Below are 18,758 nucleotides of genomic sequence, written 5' to 3'. Positions count from 1 at the left end.
TCTGTCTGAATTTTTTATTTCAAGGAGTAGATAATGGCTGCGGCCTGGATTGCTCTTGCCCTGTCGCTTAAAATCGCCCTGTGGGCAACTGCTATTAATCTGGTTTTTGGGGTCGGTATAGGTTATGTACTTGCCCGTAAAACTGTTTGGGGAAAGGAACTGATTGATACCATTCTCACTTTGCCAATGGTAATGCCGCCAACGGTACTGGGATATTACTTACTGGTACTGATTGGAAAAAATGGCTTTATTGGTCAATGGCTGGAACATTATCTGGGTATTAATCTGATTTTCACCTGGCAGGGTGCTGTTGTAGCAGCAACAATCGTATCGTTTCCTCTGGTATTTAAACCGGCACGTGCTGCATTTGAAAGCCTGGATTCCCAGCTGGAGCAGGCAGCGCGTGTTCTGGGTATCAGTAATGCCGGAGTATTTCTGCGCATTACTCTGCCGCTGGCCTGGAGAGGTATTCTGGCCGGCGTATTACTGGCATTTGCACGCAGTATGGGTGAATTCGGTGCTACGCTGATGGTGGCAGGCAGCATTCCGGGGCAGACACAAACTCTGTCGATTGCCGTATATGAAGCAGTACAGGCCGGAGATGACTATCTGGCCAATACTCTGGTCTTGATTATATCTGTGGTCTGTATTCTGATATTACTGCTTACCGGCAAACTTTTATCCGGCAAAGTACCTATGACCAATCTTAAATAATCCGATACCTGAATCAAACAATATGGTTTTCCGATATTGCTTTGCCTGTTTTTAATCCGGCCAATGGTTTTTATGTTAGATTTTAATTTTCAGAAAACCCTTCAGCGTAATGACGGAAGTCATTTTACTCTGGATATCCGCCTGTGCTGTCAGTCACAGCGTACAGTTATTATGGGAGCCTCAGGCAGCGGTAAAAGTCTGATGCTAAAGGCTGTTGCCGGGCTGCTGACTCCTGAACAGGGTCATATTAATGTGAATGGTGTTACTCTGTTTCAGGCACAGCAGCATATTAATCTCAGCCCGCAACAACGTAAACTGGCCTTTGTGTTTCAGGATTATGCCCTCTTTCCTCATTTAAATGTCCGGCAGAATATTGCCTGCGGTATTTGTCATGGTTTATTCAATCCGAAAAAACGCAGCCGGTATACAGAAGTTGAACACTGGCTGAATGCTATGCAGCTCAATTCGGTAGCAGAACAATATCCGGCTCATCTGTCCGGCGGGCAGCGCCAGCGTGTGGCTCTGGCTCGTGCTTTGATTGCTCAGCCGCGGGCTATTCTGCTGGATGAACCATTTTCTGCACTGGATACTCAGCTACGGGCTCAAATGCGTTCTGAGTTATCTGCCTGGCAGCAGAAATTAAACTTACCCATGCTACTGATAACTCACGATCCGGAAGATGCAGCTGCTTTTGACGCTCAAATCTGGCATATGGATAATGGATGTCTGTACTCAGCTCCCCGTAACAATCGCAATGAATGAATTTAATCTTAACAGTGAACTGATTCCCACTATTAACGGCCAGCGAATTGGCAACAGCAAACGGATTACATTACTGGAAAATATCCGACGTTTCGGCTCAATTACTCAGGCGGCTAAAGCGGTACCTATGAGTTATAAAGCAGCATGGGATGCCATAGATGCAATGAATAATCTGGCGCCAGAACCTTTAGTCTTACGGCAAACCGGTGGTCAGGGCGGCGGGAACAGTGTATTAACAGCTTTTGGTGAAGCTTTTTTAAATTATTATCACACTATGCAGCAACGTCATCAGCAACTCATCCGGCAACTGGAAGCTAACGCTGACAATAGTCATCATAGTTTATGGCAAAAAATGAATCTGGATTTAAGTGCTGATAACCAACTCGCCGGAAGAATCAGCCAAATCATTGAAGGAGCTGTAAATAATGAGGTTCATCTGCAACTGAGCAACGGACAGGAACTGGTAGCCATTCTTACCAGACACAGTTGTGAACAGATGGAACTGGCTGTCGGCGTTGATGCACTGGCTCTCATTCAGGCATCAGCCATTATGCTTGCGCGTCCCGATCCGAATTTACAAATATCCGCTCGTAACCAGCTAACAGGCCAAATACGCCAAATAGATACTGGTGCTGTAAACAGTGTGATTACTGTGGATTTAGGCGCAGCTGTCAGCCTGACCGCCAGTATTACCTGTCATAGTGCACAAACTATGCAATTGAAAAATGAAGATAAAATCATGCTGTTAATCAAGGCTCCGAACATTATTATCGGACGTTTGCGCTGAATGTGCATTCATCAGACAAACTGAAGCCAGAATAACCCTGTCATGCAATTTTAGATTATTCCGGCTTATGCATACGTGCGATAGTCAAACTACCTGCGGCCATGCACATTCCCTCTTTGTCAATCTGTCCTTTTAAGCCGCAGATATATTATAGACCTTATATATTTGTATTTTAATATTATTAAATAAATTTAATTCAAAAAAACTATTTATGGCGTTTTATCCCGAAATATTAATAATTAATTCCACATCTTTTGTAATTATGGGCTAATTTACTGAAAATGCTGCACACTGATAACTTAATTGAATATTAAACCGTTGCAGTACTTTGAAAATTAACCCATATAAATACTTAGTTTTTCAAAACTAACGCAGAATAACTTCATCAGCCAGTTCATTAGTACCGGCACGCGTACGCGGAAAATACTGTACAAGTAATTCCGTCAGCTCATCCAGTCCGGCAGTTAAACCATCCATATATCGTTGATGCTGAAATGCCTGAGTAATGCGATTACATATCTGCTGCCAATGCAGCATACTGACACAGGTATTAATACCCCGGTCTGCAATAATTTCTACTGCGCGATCAGCAAAAAGTACATAAACCAAAATACCACTTTTTTCAGCAGTATCCCATATACCCAGATTTCCGAACCAATACTGTGCACGCTGGCGTGCCGTAGTGTGATGACACAAATTCGCTGTATCAAGACTGGATTCAATCACAAACCGTAGCTGTCCGGTATGACGTTGCTCGGATAATGTAATTTGTTCAGTTAGCTGTTGCAATGCAAGAGCAGGAAAATATTTACTTACTCGTTGGCGCGGATTTACCCAGTGGCGCCAGATACGTGGTAATAATTGCATATTGAGTTTATTTAAGCTCGTATATTCTGCTTTTTCCTGTATATCTGATTTCATAGTTAGCACCGCAGATTTATTAAAAAGTATATATTGAGTTACTTAATTAATTCCAGAATAATCAGCATTCTACTTACACTACCATAAATTTTCTTAATAAGAAAATGCTGCTGTTACCAGGCTGATAACAAAAACAATATATATCATATAAAAACAGAAAACCGGAAAGTCAGATGTAACGGATATTATTGCTGGCGACATTAGTTAGCATATATTTTGATGATAACGATACTAATTGATCTAGCAGGGAAAATTAGCCTGTAAAGTAAAAATCCAGATATTGCCAGAGAGCAAAAATGATTTCTAACATAAAAACCAACCTATTATCAGAGCTGGCTCTGACAAATTCTCTGATTGGAAAATCACAAAATTCTAAGGGTTATATATTTTGAAATAAATATAGATTCTATAATCCCTTATCTATTATCTAAACAAATCCGCGTAACTGTTTCACATAAGCATAGGCTGCCTGTATACGCTGAGCATGTTCAGTTGCCTGCTGCATCTTAGTTTCCGATAGATTTTGCTTAATGAGTTTATCCGGATGATATTTATTCATCAGGCGGCGATATGCCTGTTTAATTTCCTGCGGGCTCGCTTTTGCTGATATACCCAGTACCCGATAAGGATCACTACCAAACGGTTCTTCAGGCTGTTGTTGCTGATTATAGTGTTGCTGTTGCTGGTATTGCTGCTGATATTGCTTCTGCTGTTGCTGATATTGTTGCTGATATTGTTGCCGGCGTTGCTCTGAACGCGCACGCTGACGCTGCTGTTTCCATTGCTCGTTGGTCTGCCAGTAATGCCGGTATTCATTTTCCTGATGAATAGTCTGGCTGGCAAAAATAAGCATTTGTGCATAAGGAATACGAAATTCATCCGCTATGATATTCAGAATGCGCCGTTCATTATTATGCAGCCGTCCGTCAATCAGCGCTAATTCCAGCATATTTTTACAAAACAGCATTAAACCGCGCTTGTCATCACAATAAGCTCGGTATAGTTGTTTAAGTCTGGTCCTGAGCGGATAATTTTTTGTCTGCCCCATATTAAAAGCATAACGCGACAAAACTTCAGTTTCTGCATCCAGCTGCATTTTTTTAATCATGTCATAGACACGCGACCGGTCTTCATCAGAAACATATCCTTTGGCTGCACATATCTGACCGGCCACTTCAAACATAACAACAATATAAAGATTATTGTCGGCAGCAATAGATGCTTCAGTACCATCATCTACAATCTGCACAGCCCGAAGATAAAACATAATCAGTATGATTAGTACAATATCAATCAGCACTCCGAACACGCTATAACGCATGACTAAAAAGTACATCAGCAGAAAACAGATACCATAACCGACTTTAGACATGTATGCCCACCAGAAACGAAATGCTAAATAATCATAATCATATAAATAAATAACTATACATTATTTTACGTAAAATTTACAAATTATCAGTATTTAACGGGGAATTCAATGATGACTGCCAGTATTACCAGCTACCGGAGGCTCCGCCACCACCATAGCCGCCTCCTCCTCCGCTAAACCCTCCGCCTCCTGAACCACCGCCAAAACCGCCCCTACCACCGCCAGAGCCGCCAATAAAAATATTACCGGCAAAAATGAGCGCTATTATGAATGCCAGAATTGCACCAATAATCGCTGCAAACAGGCTCCAGCCCGAATACCAGCCAAAACTTAATACCAGAAATCCGACAATTGCACTGCCCAGCGTATTACCAAATATATTTTTCAAAAATGAACCGGCTATAAATATCAGTAACAGAATTCCAAAAATTGTTGAGCCTGAATCATCAGATTCCTGATGTGCAGATTGCTGTGCCGGTAATTTTTCACCGTTAATCAGCTTCTCCAGCTGATTTACAGCCTCACGTACACCGCCGTCTGCATTATTTGCCTGTAACTGCGGACGAAGCACATCATCCAGAATTCTTTTAGCATAAACATCAGGAATAGCCCCTTCCAGTCCGCGACCGGGTGCCAGAAACGTTTTATGCTCATCGCGCACCAGCAACAACAGTACACCATCATCAATTCCTTTACGTCCTGGTTTCCAGCTATCCATAACACGTGTAGCATAGTCAAAAGGTGTTTCCGGTGCGATAGCCGGAACTGTCAATACTATAATCTGGCTGCCATGCTGCCGGCTGAACGCCAGTAACTGCTGGTTTAATTCTGCACGGGTTGCCGGCTGTAACATATTGGCTGTATCCATTACCGGATCAGTCAGCGCTGGTACAGGAACCAAACCATCGGCAGCGAGCAAATGCATTGCAAAAAAACAGCCCAGAAAAAGACCGAGTAGCCTGTGGACAGATAAGCGTATTGTGTTCATCTTTGCAACCTTAGTGCCATAAAAGCAAATTTGCTTGTATTTTAGTTCATACTAACCTTTTGTTTGTCAGGATAATAAGACCGCTATTATCTGACTCCATACTTTCAGACAAACAGATTCTGCTATTACATCAGAATACAAGTATTCAGTCCGATACAGCAAATTTCCACAGTTATCATTGCAAGTTTTTATCGAACTGCTGGTATGTTTAACAATTACCCTTATCTGTTCAGAAAACAGCCGCAACCATATAAATTTTTAATTTCCATTTTGTCAGATTCTGCAAACAAACATTTTGCACAATAGTAGCAGCTGCTTACTATGCTGATATGCAAACAGCCAGTTCTGATAAACTGGCTGTTTAATTGATTACATAAAATAACAACAGAAAACGAATTAAAATTCTACCTGCGGTGCCTGTTTTACCGCCGCTTCATTTTCCGGTACAAAATTCGGGCGAACATGCATTCCGAAAATTTTGGCTGTGATATTGTTCGGGAAAGAACGCAAAGTAGTGTTGTAAACCTGTACTGTCTGAATATAGCGGTTGCGTGCCAGAGCAATACGGTTTTCTGTACCTTCAAGCTGCGCTTGTAAATCCCGGAAACTTTGATCAGCTTTCAGATCAGGATAATTTTCTGTTACTACCAGCAAGCGGCTCAGAGCACTGCTCAGATTTCCCTGTGCCTGTGAAAACTGTTCCATTTTTGCCGGATTATCAGCATCACTGCTGGTCATATTCAGACTGCCTACACGTGAACGGGCATTAGTAACGTCGGTTAAAACTTGTTGTTCATGTTTGGCATAGCCTTTAACTGTATTCACAAGATTGGGTACCAGATCAGCACGACGCTGATACTGATTCAGCACTTCCGACCAGGCAGCATTTGCAGCCTCATCCTGTGACTGCATTGTATTATAGCCACACCCGCTGAGGCTTAAAGCCAGAATAAATGCGCCTATCCAACCCATTAACCGTTTATACATTATAAACTCCCGTATGTATTATTGTGCCAGTTTAACATGCTCTTGTTACTTTTTACGTCATAACTAGCGCAATCTTATATACCTTAAGCTATAATTAATGCAAAATAATAAAAATCATTTTAACCAACTGTAAAGGATGTTATATGTTTCCTGAATATCGCGACCTGATTACCAAATTAAAGGCGGAAAATACCCATTTTGCTAATATATTCGAAGAACACAACCGACTGGACGATAAAATTACAGGTCTGACTAATAACCCGGTAACCAGTGGTCTGGATAATCTGGACGAACTGAAACGGGAAAAATTGCGCCTGAAAGATGAAATTTACGCCATGCTGCGTGAAGCTGACGGTAAAGCCTGATAGTGGTTGAGTTAAGTCAGTAAAAAACCCTGCCAAGCGCAGGGTTTTTTACTGACTTAACTTATATTGTTACCTGATAGCATTAAATCGTTCTTGTATCGCAGCAGGAAAAGAAATTGCTTTATTGCTTTGCTGATCGAAAGCCATAAACGTCACCACAGCCTGCACAACTGTCTGTCCTGTATTTTTAAGAGTAATCGTTTGATTAACTTCTACTTTGCGCGGTTGTATTTTGCTCAAAGCAGTAGATATCAGCAAATCATCTCCGAAACCGGCACTGCGCCGGTAACTGATATTGATATTTATCACAGCCATTCCACAACCGGCTTCAGTAAACATTGGCGTTAAGCCGGCTTCATCAAAATAATGCCAGCGTGCCTCTTCCAGAAATTCCAGATAGCGTGCATTATTAACATGGCGGTATACATCTATGTGAAAGCCGCGCACCCGAATTTCGGTTTGATGTGCTTGTACTGATAGCCGGTCTGTAATTTGAGTTGAATCTTGCATATTTAATTATTTACCACACTCCAGCTAATGGTCTGATTAGCACGCAACGGAATCAGTCGTTCATGATTACCATACGGATAGTATGGTGGCACTGTGCGATTTATTTTTTTCAGTGTAATGGTTTCCTTATTGATTTCCAGACCATAAAACCGCGGACCGTTTTCTGCTGCAAAAGCCTGTAATTTATCCAGTGCTCCCGCCTGCTCAAAAGCTTCCGCATATAACTCAATAGCAGCAAAGGCACTGAATATACCCGCACATCCGCAAGCACATTCTTTACTGTGCTGTGCATGCGGCGCACTGTCGGTACCGAGAAAAAATTTATGTGACTGTGTACCGCTTACAGCCTGTAACAGTGCCTGACGATGGGTTTCGCGCTTTAGTACCGGCAAACAATAATGATGAGGCTGGATTCCTCCTACCAGTAAAGCATTGCGATTGTAGAGCAAGTGCTGGGGTGTTACCGTAGCAGCCACATTTTCACCAGCCTGAATCACCAGCTGAGCAGCTTGTGCAGTGGTAATATGCTCAAATACTAATTTCAGTTCAGGCAGACGTTGTAACAGCGGCTGTAAAAGTTCATCAATAAATACTGCTTCACGGTCAAAAATATCAATTTCACTTTTGGTTACTTCACCATGCACCAGTAATGGTATGCCTGTTTCAGCCATAGTTTCCAATACCGGCAATAAAGCCCACAAATCACTGACACCAGCCGCAGAGTTAGTTGTGGCACCGGCAGGATAAAGCTTACACGCAATAATACCTGCTTCTTTGGCTTCGCGTATCAGTGCCGGCGTAGTCTGGTCAGTCAGATATAAAGTCATCAATGGCTGAAAATGACTGCCCGCAGGTACTGCAGCAAGTATACGTTCACGATAAGCCAGTGCTGCTGCAACTGAGGTTACCGGTGGTTTCAGATTTGGCATAATCAGGGCTCGCCCCATCTGCCGTGCACTGAAAGGTACTACTGCTTTTAATGCTGCACCATCACGCACATGAAGATGCCAGTCATCCGGACGGGTTATAGTGAGAGTCTGCATCTGTATCCGTTCTATCAGCGTGTGTTACACAGCTAAAAAATAATAGGTTAATGTACTATTCTGTCGCAGCTTCTACAACCTGAACCTGAATAAAGTTAACAAAATATTGTAATTAATTGTAATAAATTACCGTCTGAAAAACTTAGCGGTGTTTTACCCACATCATTATTACATCATCATTTCTGATTTGCTGATGCAATAATTCATGACCTGTCTGCCGGCAGAAAGCTGCAAAATCATCAGGAGCAGTTTTATCTGTTGCCAGTACTAGCAATACTTCTCCGCTATCCATTGCTGCCAGCGCCTTTTTTGCACGTAAAATCGGCATCGGGCAATTTAAATCGATAACATCTAGTGTTCTATCACTGTGTGGTTCACTCATCAGCAACTCATCATAGAATATTGAAAGTTATCATTATACATCGTGCATGAAACAGACTGAATCTACACACCTTGCTCAGGCTAAAGCAGCCCGTTCCAGTCTATATCAGTCATATATTATAAAAATGCACGCTGACAGGAAAATTATCAGAATATATTTTGTTATTAAAACCGTTGTAATCAAGAACAGCATGCATAAAACATAAGCAGATAAACGTTATTTTAAAATTATTTACTTAAATAAATATCATTTCCGGCTTTTGCAGTAATGACATATATACATTGAAAAATCAGAGAGCTTGCAGATAAATTCGTAATAGCAGAATTAACTTTGCGCCAGCTCCAGCATTTCCCTGGCATGATTACGTGTGGTATCGGTAATGGTTTCGCCGCCAAGCATTCGTGCAATCTCATTTACCCGATCTGTCGCATTCAGTACGTTTATTTCACTTACAGTCTGCCCTTTGCTGTTATGTTTTCGCACCTGCCAGTGCTGCTGACCACAAGCTGCGACCTGCGGCAGATGAGTAACAGCCAGCACCTGACGATTTTGCCCCAGACTACGCAGTGCGTGACCAACAACATCAGCTACAGCTCCGCCAATACCGGTATCCACCTCATCGAAAATCAATGTAGGTACCGCATTATACTGACTGGTAACCATTTGCAGAGCCAGACTGATACGTGCCAACTCACCACCGGAAGCGACTTTGCTCATTGCTCTTAAAGGCGTGCCCTGATTGGCAGCTACCTGATACTGTACCTGCTCCAGACCATGCACAGATGGTGAGGCACTTAACAATTCAATATGAAAGCGTGCGCCTTGCATTGATAAATTTTGCATGTGAGCCGTGGTTTGTTTCGCCAGCTTTTTCGCTGCCTGATGGCGTTTCACTGATAATTGCTGTGCTGCATGCATATATTCATTTTCGCGTTCTGCTACCCGCGCCTGTAACGCTTCAATATCCGCAGCCGCCTCCAGTTCATTAAGAGCTGATTCAACTTTTTCTAGCTCTTCAGGCAATTGTGGTGGCTCGATCCGATATTTACGCGCAACACTCATTAACTCCTGCATGCGCTGTCCCTGCTGTGCTAATAAATTTTCATCAGTCTCTACACTGGCAGTGGCTTCACGCAAATACGCACTGACTTCACTCAATTCTGCTTCTACTGATTCCAGTAATGCCACACTGTCTGCAAAAGCAGGAGCTGCTTTAATCAGTGCAACCAGTTGCTGCCGGCAATGATACAAACGGCTTTGCAAACCCTCATCACCATTGAGAACTTCTTCTACATTTTCCGCCGTTTGCAGTATTTCCGCCGCATGTACTAATGAATCATGACTCTGACTGAGATTTTCCCACTCATGCTCTTGAAGATTCAGGGCATTTAGCTCATCAAAGCGCCATTGCAAGCGCTCACGCTCAATATTCAGACTATCAGCCTGTGTTTGCGCTTTTTCCAGCTCTTTTTTGGCTTCATGCCAGCGCTGATAGGCTTCACGTACCAGAGCAACTTCTGTATCAGCACCCGCAAATGCATCCAGTAATATACGTTGCGCGGATTCACTATTTAAAGAGTGGTGTGCATTCTGACCATGTATATCAATTAATAATTCACCTATCTGCCGCAACTGACTCAGAGTAACCGCCTGATTATTAATAAAACTGCGACTTTTTCCTTTTATATCAATCGTACGGCGGATACTTAATTGCGTTTCGTTTTCATCCAGTAATCCCTGTTCCTGTAGTAAGGTGCGGGCATGCGTTACATCACTGACATCAAACAGTGCTGATAACTGGGCTTCTCTGGCACCATGTCTTATCTGACCATAATCAGCTTTATCACCTAACAACAGACCCAATGCATCCAGCGTGATTGATTTACCCGCCCCGGTTTCACCTGTCAGAACGGTAAACCCGCTTTGAAAACTCAGATTCAGCTCATCAACAATGACAAAGTCACGCAAAGACAGCGCCAGAAGCATAAACAACCTTTCTTAGAGAAAGTATTAATGATTTATGCCGGATTTTAGTATTTTTTAGGAAAATAAGAAACCATTTTTTAGAAAAATCTAAAATAATCGATAATAAATTTCGGTTTTATTAATTTTTATTGTGTTTTTTCCACCAATAGCAACATACACATTATTTTTTCAGAGATGATATTAGGCTACAAAAATTATTTAAAATCTGATTAACGGCTTAAGTTTGTTTATACAACACACAGCTATACCAGCTGGTCACCCCAATGCAGTTTCTGGCGCAGAGTTTTGTAATATTGATAATTAACCGGATGTAAAATCCTCAGAGAATTGCGATAGCGGCAAATACGGATTTTATCCATACTATGTAAATCAAAAAACGCCTGTCCGTCAAAATGAGCCCGGGCATCGCTGCCTTTAGTAATCAGCACTTCTATTTCACTGGTATCACTAACAGCGATCGGCCGGTTGGACATGGATTGCGGGCAAATAGGCACCAAACTGAATGCACGCAGAGTTGGCTGTAAAATAGGACCACCGGCAGCCAGAGCATATGCCGTCGAACCAGTAGGTGTAGACACAATCAAACCGTCTGAACGCTGGGTATAAACAAACTCTTTATTGATGAATACCTCAAATTCAATCATCTGCCCCAGTGCACCACGGCTGAGTACAACGTCGTTTAGTGCCAGTGAATGATAAACTTCTTCGCCTGCACGTACCACAGTCGCTTCCAGCAAAATACGTTCTTCGGGCAGATATTTGCCAGTCAGCATGCCGGTTAATTCTGTTACCATCTGAGCACGCGGTACTTGTGTCAGAAAACCAAGATGTCCCTGATGAATACCAATCAGTGGTACCCGGTAAGGTGCCAGTTTACGGGCAACAGACAATAAAGTACCGTCACCACCCAGTACCATAACAAGATCACAGCGCCGCCCCATTTCACATTTATTAATAATATTACAGCGTTGCAGCAATACCGGATTAATCTGGTTATCCGCTTGCGCCTCACTATCCAGATACACCGAAATTTCTTCTTCACATAAAAAAGTAATGAGTTCGTCCAGTACTTCACTCATCATTGGTGTTTGCGGCCGTGTCACAATTCCGATATGGTTAAACTGGCTATTCATGTAAACATTTATTCCTGACTAAGTTACTCTCTCTAAATAACTACCATAACTTTATTTGGCTATTATAAAGGTTAGTGTAACAATAAACTTATATTATGTGCATTTTCATGCCGAATGCAAATATTATGCAAATGCACTGATAGCAAATTTGAAAAGGTATAAATATAAGATATTACTTTCATAGTTGCTGATATCCGCAGCATTTATTTTTTTAGCTGGCTGAAATGTCTGCTACTGAGGTATCTGATTATTCCGAATCATAAAATTAAATCTTAACTTAAAACAAAATATTAATTACTAGCAGAATACTTCTTGCACAACAGTTATATTAATTTGCCGGTACAGATCAATTTTAAAGTCGTTTAGCTGACATCTGATTAGAAATACACCTGTATTATGCAAGTAAATTATCATTGCTTCCGCACAATAGCTGTTTCCTTCTCAATTCAGCTAATCAGCAATTGAAATTACTCGCTAATTCTTGGTTACTTTATTGCTTCAAATATCTCTGAATAAAAGAAAATTTTAAAATATCTAATGTTCAAAAAATAATCTTCATATTTATGCTTTGATTTTCTTTAACTGCTTTAACAGATTACATAACATTATGCTGCCTATCCCGATTTATACTCTTATCTAACTATCTATCGCTCAATTGAGCGTAAATCGCTACAATAACTGTTTAAACTACGGTAGCCACTATGTCTGCATCTCTGCCAAAAGTTTTTGCTCTACTTGGTCCTACAGCGTCAGGCAAGACCAGTCTGGCTCTGAGTCTGGCTGAGCAGTTTCCGATTGAAATTATCAGTCTGGATTCCGCCCTGATTTATCGTGATATGAATATCGGTACGGCTAAACCCAGTGCAGAAGAGTTAGAAGCAGTCCCCCATCATCTGATTGATATTATTTCACCGCTTGAAAGCTACAGTGCTGCCCAGTTTGTCAGTGATTGTGTGGATTTAGTCGAGGAAATTCATACACGCGGTCACCTGCCTTTGCTCGTGGGCGGTACCATGATGTATTACCATGCCCTGACACAGGGACTGAACAGCCTGCCGGAGGCCAATCCGCAAATCCGTGCCGAACTGGATAAACTTAAACAACAGCACGGTACAGACTTTCTGTATGCACAATTACAGCGGGTGGATCCCATTACTGCTGCCCGCTTGCCTGCCGGTGATAGCCAGCGTATTGAACGTGCACTGGAAATCTATCACATCACCGGTGTCCCCATGAGCAGCCATCTGGCTAAACAGGAAAGCCGGCAGAGTCCTTTAAATGTATGTACGCTGGCACTTTTACCGGCCGACCGTGCCCGTTTGCATACACAGATTGCCACCCGCTTTCATTCGATGCTGGCACAGGGTTTTGTGGAAGAAGTGGAAGCACTTCGGCTGCAATACCCGGAATTGCATCCTGATTTGCCTTCAATTCGCTGTGTAGGCTATCGGCAGGCTTTTGATTATCTTAATGGCACAACTAACTACAGTACATTTGTTGAACGCGGAATTACTGCCACCCGGCAACTGGCAAAACGTCAGCTTACATGGTTGCGTAAACTGAATCCCGAACATGTATGCGATCCGTTTAATCCTGCAGGGCTGCAAGAACATGCGCAGCAATTAATACAGCAGTTTTTTGCTTAAACTGATTTAATTTAGAAAATTCTCCGGCAACGAAACCTTAGGCAATACTATTAAAATATTGTGTAAACATTGTCTAATCTGATAGTCTGTTTATTTTGCAACTTAATGTATTAATTCAAATTCTTAATTATTAATTTGTAATTATTTATCTGTATCTGCTGTTCTGCACTTTTTCAGTACAAAGACAGAACAGCAAAACAAAATTATTTACAGTAAAATGCAGTCCGTTGTTAGAGTCATTATGTCATAGCATTCGTACTGAATTGAATATACGGCAAAGACAAACACTTATCTTCTACGCCTCACTCTGACCAGGCAAGGGTCAGGCATTTTTGATTTAATAAGGAGAAAACACGATGTCCGTACAGGATCGCATTCGTTATACCTCACTTCATTCCCGCCTTATGTCTGCTGAGCAAGCTGCTACCCTGATAGATAATAATGCCAATGTCGGCATGAGCGGATTTACCGGCGCCAGCTATCCTAAAGTTTTGCCGAAAGCTATTGCTGACTTTGCCCGTGCTGAACATGCTGCCGGTCGGCCATATAAAATTAATGTATGGACTGGTGCTTCCACTGCGCCGGAATGTGATGGCGCACTGGCTGAGGCACATGCAATAAATCAGCGTTTACCATTTAATACTGATCGCCATATGCGTCAGGAAATCAACAATGGCGATGTCAATTTTATTGACATGCATTTATCGCATGTTGCCCAGCAGGCATGGTTTGGTTTTCTGGGTCACATGCATGTAGCCATTATCGAAGTACTGGGCATTACTGAAGACGGACACCTGATTCCGTCTACCGCAATCGGTAATAATCAGACATGGCTGGATATGGCAGACAAGGTTATTCTGGAAATCAATACCGGTTTGCCGATACAAATGGAAGGCATGCATGATATTCCTATGGATAATGCTATTCCGCCCCACCGCAAACCAATTAACATGACCCGCGCTGATGATCGCATCGGTGAAAAATACCTGAAAGTTGATTTAAACAAAATAGTCGCTATTGTTGAATCCAATGCTCCGGATCGCGACAATGTTTTCAGCGAACCTGATGACAAATCCAAACAGATTGCCGCTTATATTGTTGATTTCCTGTCTCACGAAATCAAAATGGGGCGTCTGCCTAAAGAAATGCTGCCAATTCAGTCTGGCGTAGGTAACGTGGCGAATGCCGTACTGGCAGGTCTGTTAACCGGTCCGTTTGAAAATCTGTATGGTTATACCGAAGTATTGCAGGACGGTATGCTGGATCTGATACGTGCCGGAAAAATGGCTACTGCATCTGCTACCGCTATTTCCCTGTCTGCTAAGGCATTCCAGGATTTTGCAGACAATATTGATTTTTACCGTGACCGCATTATTCTGCGCCCGCAGGAAATCTCCAATCACCCGGAACTGGTGCGCCGTCTGGGTATCATTGGAATGAATTCAATGATTGAAGCCGATATTTACGGCAACATCAATTCTACCCATGTAATGGGTACCAGCATGATGAATGGTATCGGCGGTTCAGGTGACTTTGCTCGCAACAGCTTCCTGAATTTCTTTGTTACCCCGTCTACTGCTAAAGATGACAAGATTTCCTGTATCGTGCCGATGGTTTCACATGTTGACCATACTGAACACGATACACAGATTATTGTTACTGAGCAGGGTCTGGCTGATTTGCGCGGTCTGGCTCCGCGGCAGAGAGCAAAAGTGATGATTGAAAAATGTGCTCATCCGGATTATCGCGATCAGTTGCAGGATTACTACGACCGTGCTTTGCAAACGGCGAAAGGTATTCATACACCTCATATTCTTACTGAAGCTTTAAGCTGGCATGAACAATTCCTGAAAACCGGTTCTATGAAAATGTAATTGATTCCGGATAATGTCAGACAGCCCTGTTTCTAACAGGGCTGTTTTTTATCAGACTGCATCACTTCTCGACTAGATAATTTATTTTCGGTTCAGCATCCGCAATTGATTTACTGAATCCTATAAACAGGTTATTACCCTTACCAGACTGAAATCCAGTATCACATCGTCTGAATGTGTATTTATGAATATACTTCATCATCACACATTATCAAATTCAGCCACATACACATTACTATCAGTTAAAATAGTCACCACTCACTCTCTGCTGCATTCAGCAAATTCTTTATTTCTTCATCCTCAAAAGGAACAACCACCATGTTTTCCAAAGCGTTAACCATCGAAAAATTTGATCCGGAACTGGCCGGTGCCATTGCCCGTGAAGATCAGCGCCAGCAAGATCACGTAGAACTAATTGCATCAGAAAACTACGTAAGCTGCGCCGTAATGGAGGCTCAGGGCAGCCAGTTAACCAATAAATATGCCGAAGGCTATCCGGGTAAACGTTATTATGGTGGCTGCGAATATGTCGATGAAGTAGAACAGCTGGCTATCGACCGCCTGAAAGAATTATTTGGCGCCAGTTATGTCAATGTACAGCCTCACTCCGGCTCTCAGGCCAATCAAGCTGTTTACGCCAGCGTATTGCAACCGGGCGACACTATTCTGGGTATGTCACTGGCGCATGGGGGTCATCTGACTCACGGAGCCAGTGTCAATATTTCCGGTCGCCTGTATAACGCCATTACCTATGGTCTGGATGAAAATGAAATCCTCGACTACAAACAGGTGGAACAGCTGGCACTGGAGCATAAGCCGAAAATGATTGTGGCCGGTGCTTCTGCTTATGCACTGGAAATAGACTGGGCACGTTTCCGTGAGATTGCAGATAAAGTAGGTGCTTATCTGTTTGTAGACATGGCGCATTACGCCGGTCTGGTCGCTGGCGGAGAGTATCCGAATCCGGTGCCTTTTGCTGATTTTGTGACCACTACTACCCATAAAACTCTGCGCGGACCGCGCGGCGGTGTAATTATGTGCCGCAGCGATGAGCATGCAAAAGCACTGAATTCAGCTATTTTCCCCTGCCTGCAAGGTGGTCCGTTAATGCATGTGATTGCAGCCAAAGCAGTAGCCTTCAAAGAAGCCTTACAGCCGGAATTCAAACAATATGCCCGTCAGATTAAAGCCAATGCCAAAGTACTGGCAGAAACCTTGATTGAACGTGGCTTGCGTATTGTTTCAGGCCGTACTGAAAGCCATGTATTTCTGGTAGACCTGCAACCAAAAAAACTTACCGGTAAAACGGCGGAAGCGGTGCTGGGCAAAGCACATATTACTGTTAATAAAAATGCCATCCCTAATGATCCGGAAAAACCATTTGTCACTTCCGGTATCCGTTTAGGCACGGCAGCCATTACTACTCGCGGCTTTACTGAAACAGATACGCGTGAACTTGGTCATCTGATTGCTGATGTTCTGGATAATGCAGACAATGAAAAAGTTATTTCAGAAGTCTCAGAAAAAATACAGAAAATTTGCAATCATTTACCTGTATATGGTAAATAAACCACAATATTATAGTATTAATATAATTTCCAATCATTCCTGTTGATTGACTATAAAATAGTACTTATACTCAAAGCAGACTTTTTCATCATTGAATCAATGATGTTTTAGTCTGTTTTTTATTGACATTAAACATCGCCATTGAGTTTCTTAATAAGAAATTCATCTTTAACTAATCAGGTATTATCAAAATACTAATAAAGTATTAATATAACCATATTGCAAAAGCAAAAATAACAATTTGGCGTTTAAATTTAAAATATTTTGATAATTCATTTTGAAAGGAAACAAAAATGAAAAAATTAGTTTCTTCCGCTTTACTGGCTGCTTCTTTAGCTATGACTGCAGGTTTCGCTATGGCTAATAGTAACAACGATGATACTGATGTTCGTCATTTCAGCGAATCTACTGCTCAAAATGGTCAGAACACTCATGTTTCTGACTCTACACCAGAAAATACTCCTTTCCGTACTGTTAATACCTATGCTGGTAACCACTAACAGTCTGGCAATAAAAAAAGCATAACTTATTGTTATGCTTTTTTTTTACTTATCTATTTTCATGCAAAATACTATTCTCTCAGAGAGTAAACTAAGAATTATCCTACACTTTTTTTTCACACTGCTTAAATCTTCCGTCAGTTGTTCTTGTGTTTATCTTTAAAATATAACTTACTGATTACATATATTTATTTAAAAAATCATAATTAATATTGATTTTACTTAATAACTCAACTTTTATTATAGCCACAGGATTAAGATAAAGCTTCCTTATTCTCAGGAGTACAACATCATGGGGTTACTCTGGACAATTATAGTTGGCTTTATCATTGGTTTAATTGCCAAACTAATCTATCCGGGCAAACAGCAACTTGGCATAGTGGTCACCACTTTACTCGGTATCGGCGGCTCATTACTGGCCGGATATGTTGGTCAGGCATTTGGCTGGTACCATGCAGGTGAAAAAGCCGGTTTAATAGCTTCGATTATTTTTGCCTGCATTATTCTGTTTATTTACGGCAAAATTAAAAACAGACAGATATAACGAAACGGTGATGGATATTCAATCCATCACCGTTTTTTTGCTCAAATAAATGCATTATTTATTGATCTGCACTTTACCCAAACCTTTATCACGTAACTGAGCAATAGTTGCATCAATACCCTGTTTCTGAATCAATTGATCAAACTGACTGCGGTATACCGTTACCAGACTGGTACCGTTGACCCGGAAATTATAAATTTTAAAGACACCATTAGCATAATACATCTGATAACCCACCGTGTAGTGCTTATTACCGGCACTAACAATTTCGGTAAATGTTTCCAGCCGGTTATTACCCTGATTCACTACCTTAGGTATAACCTTCACAGATGCATTACTGGCACCCATCAATGCTGAATGTGCATAAATGCGCACAATCATATTTTTAAAGGCCGCACTGAAATCCTGTCTTTGCTGTGCAGTAAACTGCCGCCATTGCATACCTACTGCCAAAGCTGAAATACGCTCATAATCCAGATACTGATCGGCATAACGTTCAATCTGACTAATACGCTGTTGTTCATTCAGGCTTTTGTCACGAGCCACTGATAACACCATATCCACATTTTGCTGTAACTGTTGTTGTGCCAGCTGTTCCTGCGTTGCAGCGAACGAACATACTGCAACCATGAGCATCCAGCCTGCCAAACAAGCTTTTACATACCTCTGCATTGT

The 18,758-nt window shown here is 41.8% G+C and carries 19 protein-coding genes; 9 read left to right on the top strand and 10 right to left on the bottom strand.

From position 1 onward, the window contains the following. Window positions 1–33: 33 nt before the first annotated feature. The 3 genes from modB (at window position 34) to GYX91_RS02895 (ending at window position 2,263) form a co-directional block, all read left to right on the top strand. The gene (gene modB, locus GYX91_RS02905) at window positions 34–714 is read left to right on the top strand and encodes a molybdate ABC transporter permease subunit (protein ID WP_174829904.1); all 681 of its coding nucleotides are present in this window, start codon (window positions 34–36) and stop codon (window positions 712–714) included. 72 nt (window positions 715–786) lie between these two features. Beyond that, window positions 787–1,476, top strand: a complete 690-nt coding sequence (locus GYX91_RS02900) for an ATP-binding cassette domain-containing protein (protein WP_174829903.1) — start codon at window positions 787–789, stop codon at window positions 1,474–1,476. Continuing rightward, window positions 1,469–2,263: a TOBE domain-containing protein gene (locus GYX91_RS02895; protein ID WP_174829902.1), complete on the top strand. Its 795-nt coding sequence runs from the start codon at window positions 1,469–1,471 to the stop codon at window positions 2,261–2,263. The genes GYX91_RS02900 and GYX91_RS02895 overlap by 8 nt, the downstream gene beginning before the upstream one ends. A gap of 366 nt (window positions 2,264–2,629) precedes the next feature. Here GYX91_RS02895 and GYX91_RS02890 read toward each other — a convergent pair whose 3' ends face one another. The 4 genes from GYX91_RS02890 to GYX91_RS02875 form a co-directional block, all read right to left on the bottom strand. After that, the gene (locus tag GYX91_RS02890; protein WP_238791311.1) at window positions 2,630–3,184 is read right to left on the bottom strand and encodes a TPM domain-containing protein; all 555 of its coding nucleotides are present in this window, start codon (window positions 3,182–3,184) and stop codon (window positions 2,630–2,632) included. A gap of 427 nt (window positions 3,185–3,611) precedes the next feature. Next, entirely contained in the window at window positions 3,612–4,556 is a 945-nt protein-coding gene (locus GYX91_RS02885; protein ID WP_174829901.1) for a DnaJ domain-containing protein, read from the bottom strand. A 124-nt stretch (window positions 4,557–4,680) separates the two neighbouring features. Continuing rightward, complete coding sequence (locus GYX91_RS02880) at window positions 4,681–5,544, bottom strand: YgcG family protein (RefSeq protein WP_238791310.1); 864 nt, start codon at window positions 5,542–5,544, stop codon at window positions 4,681–4,683. 396 nt (window positions 5,545–5,940) lie between these two features. Continuing rightward, window positions 5,941–6,531, bottom strand: a complete 591-nt coding sequence (locus GYX91_RS02875) for a LemA family protein (protein WP_025330230.1) — start codon at window positions 6,529–6,531, stop codon at window positions 5,941–5,943. A 143-nt stretch (window positions 6,532–6,674) separates the two neighbouring features. Here GYX91_RS02875 and GYX91_RS02870 point away from each other — a divergent pair, with 143 nt between their 5' ends. After that, window positions 6,675–6,896 (top strand): YdcH family protein, encoded by a 222-nt coding sequence (locus GYX91_RS02870; protein WP_025330229.1) that lies wholly within the window; start codon window positions 6,675–6,677, stop codon window positions 6,894–6,896. 69 nt (window positions 6,897–6,965) lie between these two features. Here the strand turns inward: GYX91_RS02870 and GYX91_RS02865 are convergent, their stop codons facing one another. The 5 genes from GYX91_RS02865 to GYX91_RS02845 all read right to left on the bottom strand — a co-directional run bounded on the left by GYX91_RS02865 (window position 6,966) and on the right by GYX91_RS02845 (window position 11,950). Then, window positions 6,966–7,406, bottom strand: a complete 441-nt coding sequence (locus tag GYX91_RS02865) for a thioesterase family protein (protein WP_025330228.1) — start codon at window positions 7,404–7,406, stop codon at window positions 6,966–6,968. Window positions 7,407–7,408: 2 nt separating this feature from the next. Further along, on the bottom strand, window positions 7,409–8,449 hold the full coding sequence (gene pyrC, locus GYX91_RS02860; protein WP_174829900.1) for a dihydroorotase: 1,041 nt from the start codon (window positions 8,447–8,449) through the stop codon (window positions 7,409–7,411). Window positions 8,450–8,591: 142 nt separating this feature from the next. Beyond that, the gene (locus tag GYX91_RS02855; protein ID WP_037475987.1) at window positions 8,592–8,831 is read right to left on the bottom strand and encodes a sulfurtransferase TusA family protein; all 240 of its coding nucleotides are present in this window, start codon (window positions 8,829–8,831) and stop codon (window positions 8,592–8,594) included. A gap of 324 nt (window positions 8,832–9,155) precedes the next feature. Beyond that, window positions 9,156–10,817, bottom strand: coding sequence for a DNA repair protein RecN (gene recN / locus GYX91_RS02850; protein ID WP_174829899.1), 1,662 nt, complete (start codon window positions 10,815–10,817; stop codon window positions 9,156–9,158). A 242-nt stretch (window positions 10,818–11,059) separates the two neighbouring features. Continuing rightward, window positions 11,060–11,950, bottom strand: coding sequence for an NAD(+) kinase (locus GYX91_RS02845; protein WP_078475100.1), 891 nt, complete (start codon window positions 11,948–11,950; stop codon window positions 11,060–11,062). 701 nt (window positions 11,951–12,651) lie between these two features. On the opposite strand from GYX91_RS02845, the gene miaA reads away from it, so the two are divergent. The 5 genes from miaA (at window position 12,652) to GYX91_RS02820 (ending at window position 18,083) form a co-directional block, all read left to right on the top strand. Beyond that, on the top strand, window positions 12,652–13,596 hold the full coding sequence (gene miaA / locus GYX91_RS02840) for a tRNA (adenosine(37)-N6)-dimethylallyltransferase MiaA (protein ID WP_037475980.1): 945 nt from the start codon (window positions 12,652–12,654) through the stop codon (window positions 13,594–13,596). 356 nt (window positions 13,597–13,952) lie between these two features. Further along, entirely contained in the window at window positions 13,953–15,470 is a 1,518-nt protein-coding gene (locus GYX91_RS02835; RefSeq protein WP_025330222.1) for an acetyl-CoA hydrolase/transferase family protein, read from the top strand. Window positions 15,471–15,788: 318 nt separating this feature from the next. Then, a complete protein-coding gene (glyA, locus tag GYX91_RS02830) occupies window positions 15,789–17,039 on the top strand; it encodes a serine hydroxymethyltransferase (RefSeq protein WP_084565454.1) in 1,251 nt (416 codons plus the stop codon). A 293-nt stretch (window positions 17,040–17,332) separates the two neighbouring features. Then, the gene (locus tag GYX91_RS02825; protein ID WP_025330220.1) at window positions 17,333–17,539 is read left to right on the top strand and encodes a hypothetical protein; all 207 of its coding nucleotides are present in this window, start codon (window positions 17,333–17,335) and stop codon (window positions 17,537–17,539) included. Between the two features lie 292 nt (window positions 17,540–17,831). Then, window positions 17,832–18,083, top strand: coding sequence for a GlsB/YeaQ/YmgE family stress response membrane protein (locus GYX91_RS02820; RefSeq protein ID WP_084548264.1), 252 nt, complete (start codon window positions 17,832–17,834; stop codon window positions 18,081–18,083). Between the two features lie 54 nt (window positions 18,084–18,137). Here GYX91_RS02820 and GYX91_RS02815 read toward each other — a convergent pair whose 3' ends face one another. Continuing rightward, on the bottom strand, window positions 18,138–18,755 hold the full coding sequence (locus GYX91_RS02815) for a phospholipid-binding protein MlaC (protein WP_025330218.1): 618 nt from the start codon (window positions 18,753–18,755) through the stop codon (window positions 18,138–18,140). Window positions 18,756–18,758 lie beyond the last annotated feature (3 nt).

It is taken from the genome of Snodgrassella sp. ESL0304, assembly GCF_013344995.1.
Lineage (GTDB): Bacteria > Pseudomonadota > Gammaproteobacteria > Burkholderiales > Neisseriaceae > Snodgrassella > Snodgrassella alvi.
The sequence above is the reverse complement of the archived record's forward strand: the minus strand, read 5'-3'. Positions and strand labels throughout refer to the sequence as shown.

Bases quoted from the DNA above. Each gene is read 5' to 3' on its own strand.
- modB (WP_174829904.1), top strand. From the start codon at position 34: ATGGCTGCGGCCTGGATTGCTCTTGCCCTGTCGCTTAAAATCGCCCTG.
- GYX91_RS02855 (WP_037475987.1), bottom strand. From the start codon at position 8,831: ATGAGTGAACCACACAGTGATAGAACACTAGATGTTATCGATTTAAAT.
- GYX91_RS02845 (WP_078475100.1), bottom strand. From the start codon at position 11,950: ATGAATAGCCAGTTTAACCATATCGGAATTGTGACACGGCCGCAAACA.
- miaA (WP_037475980.1), top strand. From the start codon at position 12,652: ATGTCTGCATCTCTGCCAAAAGTTTTTGCTCTACTTGGTCCTACAGCG.
- GYX91_RS02835 (WP_025330222.1), top strand. From the start codon at position 13,953: ATGTCCGTACAGGATCGCATTCGTTATACCTCACTTCATTCCCGCCTT.
- recN (WP_174829899.1), bottom strand. From the start codon at position 10,817: ATGCTTCTGGCGCTGTCTTTGCGTGACTTTGTCATTGTTGATGAGCTG.
- GYX91_RS02865 (WP_025330228.1), bottom strand. From the start codon at position 7,406: ATGCAAGATTCAACTCAAATTACAGACCGGCTATCAGTACAAGCACAT.
- GYX91_RS02885 (WP_174829901.1), bottom strand. From the start codon at position 4,556: ATGTCTAAAGTCGGTTATGGTATCTGTTTTCTGCTGATGTACTTTTTA.
- GYX91_RS02890 (WP_238791311.1), bottom strand. From the start codon at position 3,184: ATGAAATCAGATATACAGGAAAAAGCAGAATATACGAGCTTAAATAAA.
- GYX91_RS02875 (WP_025330230.1), bottom strand. From the start codon at position 6,531: ATGTATAAACGGTTAATGGGTTGGATAGGCGCATTTATTCTGGCTTTA.
- GYX91_RS02870 (WP_025330229.1), top strand. From the start codon at position 6,675: ATGTTTCCTGAATATCGCGACCTGATTACCAAATTAAAGGCGGAAAAT.
- GYX91_RS02815 (WP_025330218.1), bottom strand. From the start codon at position 18,755: ATGCAGAGGTATGTAAAAGCTTGTTTGGCAGGCTGGATGCTCATGGTT.
- glyA (WP_084565454.1), top strand. From the start codon at position 15,789: ATGTTTTCCAAAGCGTTAACCATCGAAAAATTTGATCCGGAACTGGCC.
- GYX91_RS02880 (WP_238791310.1), bottom strand. From the start codon at position 5,544: ATGAACACAATACGCTTATCTGTCCACAGGCTACTCGGTCTTTTTCTG.
- GYX91_RS02900 (WP_174829903.1), top strand. From the start codon at position 787: ATGTTAGATTTTAATTTTCAGAAAACCCTTCAGCGTAATGACGGAAGT.
- GYX91_RS02895 (WP_174829902.1), top strand. From the start codon at position 1,469: ATGAATGAATTTAATCTTAACAGTGAACTGATTCCCACTATTAACGGC.
- pyrC (WP_174829900.1), bottom strand. From the start codon at position 8,449: ATGCAGACTCTCACTATAACCCGTCCGGATGACTGGCATCTTCATGTG.
- GYX91_RS02820 (WP_084548264.1), top strand. From the start codon at position 17,832: ATGGGGTTACTCTGGACAATTATAGTTGGCTTTATCATTGGTTTAATT.
- GYX91_RS02825 (WP_025330220.1), top strand. From the start codon at position 17,333: ATGAAAAAATTAGTTTCTTCCGCTTTACTGGCTGCTTCTTTAGCTATG.